Origin of the sequence: Citrobacter sp. LUTT5, from assembly GCF_009905315.1 — a bacterium.
GTDB classification, from domain to species: Bacteria; Pseudomonadota; Gammaproteobacteria; order Enterobacterales; family Enterobacteriaceae; genus Citrobacter; species Citrobacter freundii.
On sequence record NZ_CP047606.1, the window covers coordinates 4,799,046 to 4,813,973 of the forward strand.

At 52.6% G+C, this 14,928-nt stretch carries 12 protein-coding genes; 7 read left to right on the top strand and 5 right to left on the bottom strand.

Going from position 1 to position 14,928, the window contains the following annotated elements:
* Positions 1 to 110: 110 nt before the first annotated feature.
* Positions 111 to 1,286 carry a cytoplasmic protein gene (locus GUC46_RS22805; RefSeq protein WP_143114074.1) on the top strand — a complete coding sequence of 392 codons (1,176 nt, stop codon included), beginning with the start codon at positions 111 to 113 and terminating at the stop codon, positions 1,284 to 1,286.
* A gap of 35 nt (positions 1,287 to 1,321) precedes the next feature.
* On the opposite strand, the gene metL is transcribed toward GUC46_RS22805, so the two are convergent.
* Together metL and metB are read right to left on the bottom strand one after the other, a co-directional pair.
* Entirely contained in the window at positions 1,322 to 3,754 is a 2,433-nt protein-coding gene (gene metL / locus GUC46_RS22810; RefSeq protein WP_003028820.1) for a bifunctional aspartate kinase/homoserine dehydrogenase II, read from the bottom strand.
* Positions 3,755 to 3,756: 2 nt separating this feature from the next.
* Positions 3,757 to 4,917: a cystathionine gamma-synthase gene (gene metB / locus GUC46_RS22815; protein WP_121540600.1), complete on the bottom strand. Its 1,161-nt coding sequence runs from the start codon at positions 4,915 to 4,917 to the stop codon at positions 3,757 to 3,759.
* A gap of 264 nt (positions 4,918 to 5,181) precedes the next feature.
* Here metB and metJ point away from each other — a divergent pair, with 264 nt between their 5' ends.
* Complete coding sequence (gene metJ / locus GUC46_RS22820) at positions 5,182 to 5,499, top strand: met regulon transcriptional regulator MetJ (protein WP_003028816.1); 318 nt, start codon at positions 5,182 to 5,184, stop codon at positions 5,497 to 5,499.
* 52 nt (positions 5,500 to 5,551) lie between these two features.
* Here metJ and GUC46_RS22825 read toward each other — a convergent pair whose 3' ends face one another.
* From GUC46_RS22825 to rpmE, 3 genes are all read right to left on the bottom strand, one after another.
* Positions 5,552 to 6,976, bottom strand: coding sequence for an MFS transporter (locus GUC46_RS22825; protein WP_121540599.1), 1,425 nt, complete (start codon positions 6,974 to 6,976; stop codon positions 5,552 to 5,554).
* A gap of 78 nt (positions 6,977 to 7,054) precedes the next feature.
* The gene (locus GUC46_RS22830) at positions 7,055 to 7,735 is read right to left on the bottom strand and encodes an oligogalacturonate-specific porin KdgM family protein (RefSeq protein ID WP_003028811.1); all 681 of its coding nucleotides are present in this window, start codon (positions 7,733 to 7,735) and stop codon (positions 7,055 to 7,057) included.
* A 339-nt stretch (positions 7,736 to 8,074) separates the two neighbouring features.
* A complete protein-coding gene (rpmE, locus tag GUC46_RS22835; RefSeq protein WP_003028810.1) occupies positions 8,075 to 8,287 on the bottom strand; it encodes a 50S ribosomal protein L31 in 213 nt (70 codons plus the stop codon).
* Positions 8,288 to 8,491: 204 nt separating this feature from the next.
* Here rpmE and priA point away from each other — a divergent pair, with 204 nt between their 5' ends.
* From priA to hslU, 5 genes are all read left to right on the top strand, one after another.
* Positions 8,492 to 10,690: a primosomal protein N' gene (gene priA, locus GUC46_RS22840; protein ID WP_003847856.1), complete on the top strand. Its 2,199-nt coding sequence runs from the start codon at positions 8,492 to 8,494 to the stop codon at positions 10,688 to 10,690.
* 156 nt (positions 10,691 to 10,846) lie between these two features.
* Positions 10,847 to 11,872, top strand: coding sequence for a DNA-binding transcriptional regulator CytR (gene cytR, locus GUC46_RS22845; protein WP_003028807.1), 1,026 nt, complete (start codon positions 10,847 to 10,849; stop codon positions 11,870 to 11,872).
* Between the two features lie 93 nt (positions 11,873 to 11,965).
* Positions 11,966 to 12,940: a cell division protein FtsN gene (gene ftsN / locus GUC46_RS22850; RefSeq protein WP_130715383.1), complete on the top strand. Its 975-nt coding sequence runs from the start codon at positions 11,966 to 11,968 to the stop codon at positions 12,938 to 12,940.
* 91 nt (positions 12,941 to 13,031) lie between these two features.
* Positions 13,032 to 13,562 (top strand): ATP-dependent protease subunit HslV, encoded by a 531-nt coding sequence (gene hslV / locus GUC46_RS22855; RefSeq protein WP_003028805.1) that lies wholly within the window; start codon positions 13,032 to 13,034, stop codon positions 13,560 to 13,562.
* A 9-nt stretch (positions 13,563 to 13,571) separates the two neighbouring features.
* On the top strand, positions 13,572 to 14,903 hold the full coding sequence (gene hslU / locus GUC46_RS22860; RefSeq protein ID WP_003028803.1) for an HslU--HslV peptidase ATPase subunit: 1,332 nt from the start codon (positions 13,572 to 13,574) through the stop codon (positions 14,901 to 14,903).
* The last annotated feature ends 25 nt before the right edge of the window (positions 14,904 to 14,928 follow it).

Genomic DNA, 14,928 nt, shown 5'->3' on the forward strand with positions numbered 1-14,928 from the left:
AAGAATCGCTACGTTACGTTCTGAAAGGTTTTTTTATGTGAGAACACTCACATCCGCTGGTGATAGTCGCGGGTCAAAATCAACGACCATTAAAAATCGTTGGTAATACGATGACGTCACTGTTCACCATCAATTGCTGTAAGTCCTTCGGCTGTAAAAATCTGGGACTGGCGAGCTCACCAGATTACAGCTGGCCCGAGTATCGGTTGGGTTATGCTGCGCTGCATTGCCGGGCATGCGGCAGCTATCCGCCGCTGTTTAATGAGGAACAGTTTGGTGGATGGTTGTCAGCATATTTAACGGATTTTGCCGCCCAAAGCGGTCATTTTTGCCCACGATGTTATCAGCGGGAAACCATCCTCTATGGGCATAATCCTCAGGGCAGCCAACGCGTTCAGTGCCGGAGCTGCAAACAAGTCTGGACACCAAAGCAGCAGCCACTCACCACCATTGTTCCACCAGAACAAATAGCGACGGTTCCCTTAATCGTCCCTTTTCAGGGAGCCTGCACCGACCAGAAACTTTATGTATTACTCAGTTTTGACGCTATTCGCGGCAATATTTTGCATATTTCCAGTAATTTCACGCCCCATCTCGTAGGGGATACATTACGATACCGCTGGCGTAACAACGTTGAACCCGCGGTCATTCATGACGATATCGTTGAACGAGTAAGACAGAGGGAAACCCTGTTTTTACGCCGCAGCCAGTTTGATGAAATCCAGTACGGCAGTGCCATGCTCAAACGAAATGCCAACGGCGCAGTTTTACGCCCGGTCATTACCGCGCACGGACATTTCCGCATACTGAGCCATCTCTGGCCTGAGGTAAAAACGCACATTATTGCCCACGAATGTTTTCTGCGCGGCGCGGCGATTACCGCATGGGCGCAGCAATATCGCGATCATCACGCTTCGCTTTGGTTTATTGATGAAGAGATCACTAGCGATAAGTGCACACTGCCCTGGCGATTACTGGGTAAAACCTGGCAGGGGTGGTGGCGAAACCAGTGGCAAATTTGGCAACAAGGCGACACACGCAAAATGGTGTGTCTGTTAACGGAGGGTCAGGTTGAAAAAGGGGCGTCAATCACACTGGCGGCAGGCCACCATTTTCTCGCCTGGTTACAGCAGCAAGCGGAGTTTCGGGATAGCGCCCGTTACTCGGCTCATTCGGTGTTTCAGACGATAAGGACGCTGGCGGAGCAATACAACACCCTGATCACCCAGCGCGATTTGCCCGGTGGCACTGCCGCTTACCGGGCCTACGGTTCATGCCATATGTAGGCCGGGTAAGCGTAAACACCACCCGGCAACGCAAATTACAGCAACTGCGCTAAACGGTTGATGTCAGACTGAATCGCCCCAGCGGTGACGTCACGGCCCGCGCCCGGTCCACGGATCACCAGCGGGTTATCGCGATACCAGCGGCTCTCTATGGCGAATACGTTATCGCACGGCAACAGCGCCGCCAGCGGGTGTTCAGGGCGAACCGCTTCAACACCAACGCGAGCTTTGCCGTTAGCATCAAAACGCGCCACATAGCGCAGCACCAGCCCCATTTCACGCGCCGCTTCCAGACGCTGCACCATCTGCTCGTTCAGCTCATCGCCATTCTCAAAGAAATGGTCAATAGAGCCTTCTTCACAATGCGCAGGCACCAGCGATTCCACGCGAACCTGGTCCGGTTCGATGTCGTAACCCGCTTCACGCGCCAGAATCACCAGCTTACGCATCACATCTTTGCCGGAAAGATCTACGCGCGGATCGGGTTCAGTCAGACCCTGTTGCCATGCCTGATCCACCAGATCGGTGAATGGGACCGTGCCATCAAATTGCAGGAACAACCACGACAACGTGCCGGAGAAGATCCCGCTGATCGACAAAATGGTATCGCCACTATCAATCAGATCGCGCACGGTATGGTTGATCGGCAAACCTGCACCCACGGTGGCGTTATATAACCAGTGGCGACCCGTTTTTTCGAAAGCGTCATGAATCTGGCGGTAATTATTACTGCTGCTCGCCCCGGCCAGTTTGTTGGCGCTGATGACGTGGAAACCATGGCTGGCAAAATCCAGATACTGATCCGCCAGTTGCTCGCTCGCGGTCACATCCAGCACCACTAAATCATCATACGGGTGAGCACGCATCCACAGGAATAGAGACTCTTCATCCTGCTCTACCGCCTCGTCATCAAAGAAAGCTAACGCGCGGCTGGCATCCAGCCCTTCGTAATTCAGCAGGCTACGACGGCTATCAACCACACCCGCCAGCACAAACTCTAATCCGGTACGCGCCGAGAGCGTGCTCTGCTCGCGAGCGAACAGCTCCAGCCAGCGCGACCCAATGTTGCCTTTGCCAAACAACACCAGACCAATGCGTTTTTCAGCACGGAAGATTGACTGATGCAGACCCTGAATCAGGCTCTCCGTTGGCCCAGTACGCAGTACCGCGACCAGGCTGATGCCCTCTTCCGACTGCCAGGTGAATTCAACCGGCTGACCTTTCAACTGTTGCCAGAAACGGTGGCAGTGCAGCGGATTACGGGTGACGCCCGCCCCGACCATCGCCACCAGCGCCAGCCCCTGGCGCAGACGCAGCTCGCCTGGCAGGCCAGCTTCATCCAGAATTTTCAGCGCGCTGTCAGCGACTTCGGAGGTGTAGCAAAATTGCAATAGCTGGCGGTCAGGATGCACGCCCACTGCCAGCGGACGCACCTGGCTACGTTTTAAAACCTGGTCAATCTCTTTATAAGCCAGCTTAAAATCCTGGCCAGTCGGAACCAGAAACTCAATCAGGCAGACGTCATCATGACTGGTCACAATACGCGCCCCGGTACCGGAGGCCAGTACTCGCTCAATACGCGTTGAACCCTGCTCTGGGGTATAGCTACAACGCAACTGGAGATCGATATCGCTACCGGAAACCGGCTGTAAGGTACGGGCATGGAGAACCGGTGCCGCCAGACGCGCCAGCTCGCTGGCTTCATCCAGACGCAACAGCGGCAGCAAACAGGCGTCTTTTACTTTACGCGGATCCGCGCTGTAAACCCCAGCGACATCGCTCCAGATGGTTACTCGGGAAACGCCCGCCAACGCACCAACCTGCGTCGCCGAGTAGTCAGAACCGTTACGCCCCAGTAGCACTGTTTCACCGGCATTGCTGCGACTAATAAAGCCGGTAACCACCAGGCGTTTACCCGGATGCTGCGCCAACAGTTGCTGCAGTAATGGGTAAGAAAGACCTTCATCTACCTGCGGCTGGGCACCACGTTCAGCACGTAAAAAATCGCGCGCATCCAGCCAGGCTGACTCCAGCCCCTGTTGATTAAGGACGGCAGACATCAAACGCGCGGACCATACCTCACCATGCCCAACAACCTCAGCATAGACGGCATCGTTCACGCCGCTGTCGAGTAACCCGGCCAGGCGTTCCAGATCGTGAATAAACGCGCCAATCAGTCCATCCGCCACCTCGGGAGGTAACAAACCGCTGATAAGCTCACTTTGATAGCGACGTAACGCCTGTTGAACCTGATGCGCAGAAAGGCGATCGGTCTGGCTTAATTTCAGCCAGCTAATCAACTGATTAGTGGTACTGCCTGCGGCTGAAACAACCATCATGTCATCAGGCTGCGAGTAATCCGCCATAATGCCTGCGACACGCAGATAACATTTCACGTCTGCCAGACTACTACCACCAAATTTGTGCAGTTGACGACCCTTCGCCCCTGCCTGCGCAATCACACTCATGTTTACCCCTTGTTTGCAGCCCGGAAGCCATTTTCCAGGTCGGCAATTAAATCTTCGCCATCTTCAATACCGGTGGAGATACGCAGCAGCGTTTCGGAAATTCCGGCAGCAGCACGCGCTTCTGGTGCCATGCCCGCGTGTGTCATAGTTGCGGCGTGGGAGATCAGACTTTCAACGCCCCCTAACGATTCCGCCAGCGTAAACAATGACAACCCGCCGAGGAAACGGCGCAGCGTTTGCTCATCGCCATCCAGTTCAAAACTTAACATCGCGCCAAAGCCTTTTTGCTGACGCGCAGCAATCTCATGGCCCTGATTATCCAGCAATGACGGGTGATACAATTTTTTCACCAGCGGCTGAGTTTGCAGATAATCGACTATCGCCTGAGCATTACGTTGCGCCACCTCCATACGAGGAGACAAAGTACGCAGGCCGCGCAACAGCAGATAACTATCAAACGCGCCGCCGGTCACACCAATATTATTCGCCCACCATGCCAGTTCAGTGACCGTCTCCGGATCTTTGGCTATAACCACACCAGCCACCACGTCTGAGTGACCGTTTAAATATTTCGTGCATGAATGCAACACCAGATCGGCGCCTAATGCCAGTGGATTTTGCAGTGCCGGGCTTAAAAAAGTGTTGTCCACCACGCTGACCGCGCCAGCCTCGCGCGCCAACTGGCAGATTTTCGCAATATCCACCACACGCAGCAGCGGGTTGCTTGGACTTTCTACCAGCACCAGCTTCGGTTTTTCCGCCAATGCGGCCTGCAATGCCTGCTCATCTCCTTGATCGACAAACAGGACGCGATAACAGCCACGCTTTGCCAGACTGTCAAACAGTCGGTAGCTCCCGCCGTAGCAGTCGTGCGGTGCGACCAGCAGATCGCCAGGCTTAAGGAAGACAGTGGTCACCAAATGAATCGCCGACATGCCAGTATTGGTCAGTACCGCTCCGGCCCCTCCTTCCAGTTCAGCCAGCGCACGTTGAACGACATCACGCGTTGGGTTGCCGCGACGCGAATAGTCATGAGCACGAGGTTCATTAAATCCGGTAAAGTTATAGGTGCTGGAGAGGTGAATCGGCGGGACAACGCAACCGTACTGTTCGTCGTCATTTAACCCGCTACGCACTGCGATGGTGGCCTGTTTACGCGTCATATTGAGAAGATCCTGGCTGAGTCGGTGAAAAGTCAGGCACCAGAGTAATCATTGTTACTATAGCCGTCAATACATCTGGACATCTAAACTTCTTTGCGTATAGATTGAGCAAACTGGAAATAGCCGTTAAAATTATATGCATTAGCGTACATCTGCGTCGGCTACTTCGTGTCAGGGCCGCGCCACTACGATAAACTACGCACAATTATGGTCCGGGCTCAGGTTCTGGCCTCAATATTAATGACAAAGAGGATTAGGTATCTCATGGCTGAATGGAGCGGCGAATATATCAGCCCATACGCTGAGCACGGTAAGAAGAGTGAGCAAGTCAAAAAAATTACGGTTTCCATTCCTCTGAAGGTGTTAAAAATCCTTACCGATGAACGCACGCGTCGTCAGGTGAATAACCTGCGCCACGCCACCAACAGCGAACTGCTGTGTGAAGCGTTTCTGCATGCTTTTACCGGGCAACCATTACCCAACGATGAAGACCTGCGTAAAGAGCGCAGTGATGAAATCCCGGAAGAAGCAAAGGTAATCATGCGTGAACTGGGTATCAACCCGGAAACGTGGGAATACTGATTGTTAGAACAGATGAGAAAAGGCGGGATTGCTCCCGCCGATTCTCGCTATGTTACTTACTGATACCATTGAGTTTATTCAATGTCTCTTCCATTTTGAGCGTCTCTTTACGGTTCAATGGATAGAAATAAATCAGAATGACCGCCGCCAAAAACAGGCATAGTGCCGGCAAGAGATTCGCCATCGTATAAATATTTTCCTGCACAATGCTGGTTTGCACAGCGCCACCTGTTGAAGATGATTGATAACCAATGATGGCCAACATAAAACCGCCAATGGCCCCTGCACACGCCTGACCAACCTTGCGGGCAAAGAAGTTCACACCATAGACGGTACCATCCTCGCGATCGCCGGTGACATACTGGTGATAATCACAAACATCGGTCATAAACGCCCAAATCATCAGGTTGAATAGTCCGGCCCCCAACGTCGCCAGGAACAGGAAAACCAAATAGACTTTCGCGTCGGTAATGTGGATGAAGAACATAATCAAATACATCGCTACTGCAAAGAGTAGCGCGCCGACGCTGGCCTCTTTTTTACCAAACCGCTTTGTGAGCCAGGATGCCGATGGTGCCAGCAAAACCAGGGAACCAAAGGTAAACAGCAACGCGACTGACATCGCCTCTTTATTGTGGAAATAGTCATTAAACAGATAAGTCATATTGGTACCGGACAATCCCTGATTAATCACAATCAGCAAATCCACAACCACTAAAACAATCAGCGCCTTATTGCGTACCAGTCCCTTCAGCAACACCGAAACGGGCATGCTCTCTTTTCTCTCCACGCGCACGCGTTCGGTCGTTAACTGACAGGTCAAGGATAAAAAGATAAAGCCCAGCACTGCGCAACCAATGGAAATCCAGAAGAAGTGTTGCCCGGAAATCACCTGGCTTCCGTCCACCAGGGTGGTGTACATCAGGATCGGAATGAAAAAGCCGGTTGCCCCACCGCCGATAGCTGACCCAACGCTGCGCCAGGTTGACAGCGAGACACGATCATCCGGATTCGAGCTAATCGCCGCAGACATAGCACCGTACGGAATACTCACGGTCGATAACAGCGAACCGTAAATGAAATAGGAGCAACAGATGTAGATAATTTTCGCCGTATAAGAAAAATCATTCACAAACGGCAGGAACAGGACAACTGCAATGATGCAAAATGGATACTTCATGCGACGCACCCACGGGTTAAAACGTCCATGTACCGTCAATTTAGAGGTATCGCATAAGCGCCCTACACCAACATCAACGAACGCATCAAAGAGTTTGGTCACAAAATAGAGTGAGCCAACGATAACGCCGGAAATACCGAGGACGTTAGTGTAATAAATCATTAAAAAACTATTAACTAAGCCAAGAATAAAACAGGTTCCGAGGTCACCACATAAATAACCAATTTTATCTCGAATTCCGAAAGGTCTGACGGCAGTGGGTTCATTATTTCCGATAATAGTTCCATCATTAGACATGATGTCAACTCCTTAGACATATTATTCACACAAACTATGCTTATTGATGTAATCAGTCGATATGAAAGCTATTACCGGTTAGAAGTTATAACCAAGACCGACACGATAACGGGTCTGACGATCGTCTGTCGTTGTTGTGTTATAACCCGAGGAAACGTTACCAACCTCAACAAATGGAACCCAGGAGCCTAGTTTATACGCCACGCGGAAGTTATATTCATAATCATCTTTCCGGTTGTTATATAAATCTTCGCTATCGGCAATTTTATAAATACCATTTAACTCAAACATCCAGTCATTGACGTTATAACCAAGCCAGGCTTCCGGACGATAGACCATGCGGTCATCTTTGCCGTCAGTGTTTCTGCGCATGTACTCCTGACGATAGCGGAACGCGGTCCACCAGCTGTCGTTAATGTTGTACTGCACGCGGATGTAAGGTTTATAAATCGTGATGTTATCGCCCGTTTCGATCGCAATACCTGGCTGCCAGATAAGATCCCGCCAGGTAAACTGGTAGCTTGCAGTATACTCGTTGCCATTACTTTCCATATTATTCCACGCATCATTAGATTGCGTATCTTCGGAACGTGAAATGGCTTCGACTGCGACACCAAAACCAGTCGCAAAACGGTGAGACATATAAACACGATCGTAATTACGCCCATCGTCATAATATTCATGCCGGTAATCAACATAACCCGCTTGTGCGGCCGCAGAGAATAATGGAATCAGTAATAACGCAGATTTAAATTTCATGACAATCCCTCTTCACACTCAACAACGGAAATTACCCATCTCGTCCCGTCCATTAATGGGAAACGATGAAGGATTCAGAATAATTTTATATTTCCACGAAAGTGTATTTTAGAAAGAAAGCAGAAACCTTTGGTATTTTGCCAACAATTGGCATGAGTGGCAGAAATCAGAAGATAAAAATGACGCAGATCACCAGTAGAAACATTTTACCTAAAAAAACAAAAACGATGTTTCATTTATTAAACAAAAAAACACTATTCAACACATCAATATAAATTTTAGTCTTCAAGCGCAGATACAAAAAAAGCGCCATAAGGCGCTTTTTTCTGACAGCTGAACTTACTTGCTGCCTGGGATGCTGAAACGCTTGTTGAAGCGATCAACACGGCCACCGGTAGCAACATCACGCTGCTTGCCAGTATAGAACGGGTGGCACTTGCTGCACACGTCGAGGTTCAGATCGTGACCGACAGTAGAGCGGATTTTAATGACGTTACCGCAAGAGCAGTTTGCAGTAATTTCTTCGTATTTCGGGTGAATATCTTTTTTCATGGGAAAACCTCGGTTTAAGGCCGCGTCGCTCTTCCAGCCCTAACGCCAGACACCACGCGATGTTAATAGTATAGGTCAGTGATACAAATTTGTATCAAAGGCGGCGAATCATACAGAAATTAACCTGCTCATGCAAACTGATCCGCATTCTACCCTCCACTAATGTGTATACTAACCCGCCAGATTTCAAGTCAGGATGATTCAATGCCCGTTGCGCACGTTGCCTTACCTGTTCCGCTACCTCGCACCTTTGACTATCTCCTGCCGGAAGGCTTGAGCGCCAAAGCCGGGTGTCGTGTACGCGTGCCTTTTGGCAAGCAGCAGGAGCGCGTGGGTATCGTCCTGTCCGTCAGCGAGCACAGTGAACTACCGCGGAGCGAATTGAAAGCCGTTCTCGAAGTGCTGGACAGCGAACCGGTCTACTCAACCTCTGTCTGGCGTCTGCTGTTGTGGGCGGCGGATTATTATCATCATCCTATCGGTGACGTACTGTTTCACGCTCTGCCAATTTTACTGCGCCAGGGACGTCCGGCGACAAACGCGCCCATGTGGTACTGGTTTGCCACTGAAGAAGGCCAGGTTATTGACCTCAACAGCCTGAAGCGTTCTCCCAAGCAGCAACAGGCGCTGGCTGCGCTACGCCAGGGAAAAATCTGGCGCGACCAGGTGGCTGAACTGGAATTTAATGACGCCTCATTACAGGCACTGCGGAAAAAAGGGCTGTGCGAGCTTGCGAGCGAAACGCCAGGCTTTAGCGACTGGCGTACGCACTACGCGGTTTCCGGTGAGCGTCTGCGGCTGAATACCGAACAGGCCACCGCCGTCGGGGCGATCCACAGCGCATCTGACAGTTTTAGCGCCTGGCTATTAGCGGGCGTGACAGGATCGGGCAAAACAGAGGTCTATTTAAGCGTACTGGAAAATGTGCTCGCCCAGGGCAAACAGGCGCTGGTAATGGTGCCGGAGATTGGCCTGACGCCGCAAACTATTGCCCGTTTTCGCGAACGCTTCAATGCGCCGGTCGAAGTTCTGCACTCGGGTTTAAATGACAGTGAACGTCTTTCGGCATGGCTGAAGGCGAAAAATGGCGAAGCGGCAATTGTTATCGGCACGCGCTCGTCGCTGTTTACGCCGTTTAAAAATCTGGGCTTGATTGTCATCGACGAAGAGCACGACAGCTCTTATAAACAGCAGGAAGGCTGGCGTTATCATGCGCGCGACCTCGCGGTTTATCGCGCCCATAGCGAACAAATTCCCATCATTCTCGGCTCAGCCACCCCTGCGCTGGAAACGCTGTGCAACGTGCGGCAGAAAAAATACCGCATGTTGCGCCTGACGCGCCGTGCCGGGAATGCGCGCCCAGCCATTCAGCACGTGCTGGATCTCAAGGGTCAGCAGGTACAGGCCGGGCTCGCCCCTGCGCTTATCGCCCGTATGCGTCAGCATCTGCAAGCGGATAACCAGGTGATCCTGTTTTTAAACCGCCGGGGTTTTGCGCCTGCCCTGCTGTGCCACGACTGTGGCTGGATTGCTGAATGCCCGCGCTGCGATCACTACTACACGCTGCATCAGGCGCAACACCATCTGCGCTGCCATCACTGCGACAGTCAGCGTCCGATACCGCGTCAATGCCCTTCCTGCGGCTCAACGCACATGGTTCCGGTAGGACTCGGCACCGAACAGCTTGAGCAGGCTCTGGCGCCTTTTTTCCCCGGCGTGCCAATCTCACGCATCGATCGTGACACTACCAGCCGCAAAGGCTCGCTGGAGCAGCATCTGGCGGAAGTGCATCGCGGCGGCGCGCGAATCCTGATCGGCACGCAAATGCTGGCGAAAGGCCACCATTTCCCGGACGTCACTCTGGTGGCGTTGCTGGACGTTGACGGCGCGCTGTTCTCCGCAGATTTCCGGTCGGCAGAACGCTTCGCCCAGCTCTACACGCAGGTTTCCGGGCGTGCCGGTCGCGCCGGGAAGCAGGGCGAAGTGGTACTGCAAACGCACCACCCTGAACATCCGCTGCTGCAAACCTTGCTGTATAAAGGGTATGACGCCTTTGCCGAACAGGCGCTGGCAGAGCGACAAACGCTCCAGCTTCCCCCATGGACCAGCCATGTGATCGTGCGGGCAGAAGATCACAACAACCAGCATGCGCCGATGTTCTTACAGCAGTTACGAAATCTGATTCAGGCCAGTCCACTGGCCGATGAAAAACTGTGGGTGTTAGGCCCAGTTCCCGCCCTGGCGCCCAAACGTGGCGGTCGCTATCGCTGGCAAATTTTGTTGCAGCACCCGTCGCGAATTCGCCTGCAGCATATCGTCAGCGGAACGCTGGCGCTGATTAATACGTTACCCGATGCACGTAAGGTTAAATGGGTGCTGGATGTCGATCCCATCGAGGGATAATCCCTCACGATGCGAGGCGGATCGTAAAATTAAATATCCATCACACTTTTTATGAAAATTCTGTAACCGCTTCCATTCACTATCTGATAAAAATGTTTCAGATGAAGGCTATTCAAGGACGAGTCTGTGCCAGCAGCTCTCTGGCGAGGAGAAAGAGTGAAACCGAATAAGCAGGTTGCCGCCGCTACGATGAAAGATGTTGCTCTGAAGGCGAAAGTCTCAACGGCAACCGTATCCCGCGCATTAATGAACCCAGACAAAGTCTCGCAGTCAACCCGTAACAAGGTTGAGCAGGCAGCGCTTGAAGTGGGATATTTACCCCAATCAATGGGACGTAACGTTAAGCGTAATGAGTCGCGTACCATTCTGGTGATTGTGCCGGATATCTGCGATCCGTTTTTTAGCGAAGTGATTCGTGGCATCGAAGTCACCGCCGCAGAACAGGGATATCTGGTGCTTATCGGCGATTGCGCGCACCAGAACCAGCAGGAAAAGACCTTCCTCAATCTCATAATTACCAAGCAGATCGATGGCATGGTGCTGCTCAGCTCGCGCCTGCCGTTTGATGCCAGCGTGGAAGAGCAACGCAACTTGCCACCGATGGTTATGTCCAACGAGTTCGCGCCAGAGCTGGAACTGCCCACCGTGCACATTGATAACCTCACCGCCGCCTTCAACGCGATGAACTATCTGCTGGAACTGGGGCACAAACGCATTGGCTGTATCGCCGGGCCCGAAGATATGCCGCTGTGCCATTACCGTCTGCAAGGTTACGTTCAGGCACTACGTCGCAGCGGAATTACGGTCGATCCGCATTTCATCGCGCGCGGTGACTTTACCTATGAAGCGGGAGCCAATGCGCTTAAACAGCTCCTGGCGCTACCACAGCCGCCTACCGCGGTCTTTTGTCACAGCGATGTCATGGCGCTTGGCGCCCTCTCTTACGCCAAACGTCAGGGTCTGAAGGTGCCCGACGATTTATCGATTATCGGCTTCGATAACATTTCGCTCGCGGAATTTTGTGATCCACCCCTGACAACCGTCGCACAGCCGCGTTTCGATATCGGACGTGAAGCTATGCTGTTACTGCTCGATCAATTACAAGGACAGAACGTCAGCAGTGGCTCACGATTACTGGACTGCGAGCTTATTATTCGGGGCACTACCCGGGCACTGACGTAAAGTAAAGTGCTTTCGGACTCCCCTGTCTGGTCAAAGGCCCGCCGCTTAAGTAACATGGCGGGCTGACGAACGAATAAATACAGCGAAACGATAGTGGCACAACGAGATTATGTACGTCGCGGCCAACCGGCACCTTCGCGGCGCAAGAAGAGCACATCACGGAAAAAACAACGCAATACGCCTGCGGTATCGCCCGCAATGGTTGCTATTGCTGCAGCCGTACTCGTGACCTTTATCGGTGGTCTGTACTTCATTACGCATCACAAGAAAGAAGAGTCCGAAACGCTGCAAAACCAGAAAGTCACCGGTAATGGCATCCCGCCAAAACCGGAAGAGCGCTGGCGATACATTAAAGAGCTGGAAAGCCGTCAGCCTGGCGTACGTGCGCCTACCGAACCGTCTGCCGGCGGCGAGGTGCTGAACGCCGACCAATTAACCAATGAGCAGCGCCAGTTGTTGGCGCAGATGCAGGCTGATATGCGTCAACAGCCAACGCAGCTCAACGAAGTACCGTGGAACGAACAAACGCCTGAGCAACGCCAGCAAACGCTGCAGCGACAACGTCAGGTGCAACAGCAGCAGTGGAACACTACGCAGCAGCAGACTCAACAGCCACGCCAACGGGCAACGGAACAGCCGTACCAGCAGCCGCAAACGCGTACGGCGCAAACCGCGCCGGTACAGCAGCCGAAAGCACAGCCAAAACCGGCGGCGCAACAGCCGTATCAGGATTTGCTGCAAACGCCTGCGCATACCACCGCCGCTCAGCCGAAAACGCAACCGGCCGCGCCAATAACGAATGAAACGCAGCCGCCAAAACAGACGGCGGAGAAAAAAGATGAACGCCGCTGGATGGTTCAGTGCGGGTCATTTAAAGGCGCTGAGCAGGCAGAAACCGTGCGCGCGCAGCTGGCCTTTGAAGGGTTCAACTCGCGTATTACCACCAATAACGGCTGGAATCGCGTGGTCATTGGTCCGGTCAAAGGCAAAGAGAATGCCGACAACACCATCAGCCGCCTGAAGGTGGCTGGTCACACAAACTGCATTCGACTCGCCACCGGGGGTTGAAACCCCCAAAATCCCCCCCATCTATACTTGCATTACGCCCCGCACACTGTGCGGGGCCTGTACATTGCATTTGTAACCAAGGGGTCTGCTCGTGACAACAATAGTAAGCGTACGCCGTAACGGCCATGTGGTAATCGCCGGTGATGGTCAGGCCACACTGGGTAACACCGTAATGAAAGGCAACGTGAAGAAAGTCCGCCGTCTGTACAACGACAAAGTCATCGCGGGCTTTGCGGGCGGTACTGCGGATGCATTCACGCTGTTTGAACTGTTTGAACGCAAGCTGGAAATGCACCAGGGCCACCTGGTGAAGGCTGCCGTTGAACTGGCAAAAGACTGGCGTACAGACCGTATGCTGCGCAAACTCGAAGCGCTGCTGGCCGTCGCAGATGAAACGGCATCGCTCATCATCACCGGTAACGGCGACGTCATCCAGCCAGAAAACGATCTGATTGCCATCGGCTCCGGCGGTCCCTACGCCCAGGCTGCTGCACGCGCTCTGCTGGAAAACACCGAGCTTGGCGCACGCGAGATTGCTGAGAAAGCGTTGGATATTGCAGGGGATATCTGCATTTATACCAACCACTTCCATACCATCGAAGAATTGAACTCCAAAGCGTAAGGATCCCCCATGTCTGAAATGACCCCACGCGAAATTGTCAGCGAACTGAACAAACACATCATCGGCCAGGATAACGCTAAGCGTTCCGTGGCGATTGCCCTGCGTAACCGCTGGCGTCGTATGCAGCTCAACGAAGAGTTGCGCCATGAAGTCACGCCGAAAAACATTCTGATGATTGGCCCGACCGGCGTCGGTAAAACCGAAATCGCCCGTCGCCTGGCAAAACTGGCCAACGCGCCGTTCATCAAAGTTGAAGCAACCAAATTCACCGAAGTTGGCTATGTTGGTAAAGAAGTTGACTCAATCATCCGCGATCTGACCGATGCTGCCATTAAGATGGTTCGCGTTCAGGCAATCGAGAAAAACCGCTTCCGCGCTGAAGAGATGGCGGAAGAGCGCATTCTCGACGTACTGATCCCACCGGCTAAAAATAACTGGGGACAGTCTGAACAGCCGCAGGAACCTTCTGCAGCGCGTCAGGCGTTCCGTAAAAAACTGCGTGAAGGCCAGCTGGATGATAAAGAGATCGAAATCGATCTCGCGGCCGCACCGATGGGCGTTGAAATTATGGCACCTCCGGGAATGGAAGAGATGACCAGCCAGCTGCAGTCCATGTTCCAGAACCTGGGCGGTCAGAAGCAAAAACCGCGTAAGCTGAAAATCAAAGACGCGATGAAACTGCTGATTGAAGAAGAAGCGGCCAAACTGGTGAACCCGGAAGAGCTGAAACAAGAAGCTATCGACGCCGTTGAGCAGCACGGGATCGTGTTTATCGACGAAATCGACAAAATCTGTAAACGCGGTGAATCCTCCGGCCCGGACGTGTCCCGCGAAGGCGTACAGCGCGACCTGCTGCCGCTGGTTGAAGGCTGCACGGTCTCCACCAAGCACGGTATGGTGAAAACAGATCATATTCTGTTTATCGCCTCTGGCGCATTCCAGGTGGCGAAACCGTCCGACCTGATCCCAGAACTACAGGGTCGTCTGCCGATTCGCGTTGAACTACAGGCGCTGACCACCAGCGATTTTGAGCGTATCCTTACCGAACCGAATGCCTCCATCACCGTGCAGTACAAAGCGCTGATGGCGACTGAAGGTGTGGACATCAACTTCACTGAATCCGGTATTAAACGCATTGCCGAAGCGGCCTGGCAGGTTAACGAAACCACCGAAAACATCGGTGCACGTCGTCTGCATACCGTTCTGGAACGTCTGATGGAAGATATTTCCTATGATGCGAGCGATTTGAACGGCCAAAGCATCACAATTGATGCCGAATATGTGAGCAAACATCTGGATGCGCTGGTCGCAGATGAAGATCTGAGCCGTTTTATCCTATAATCGCGTTCAATGCATTTTCATCACT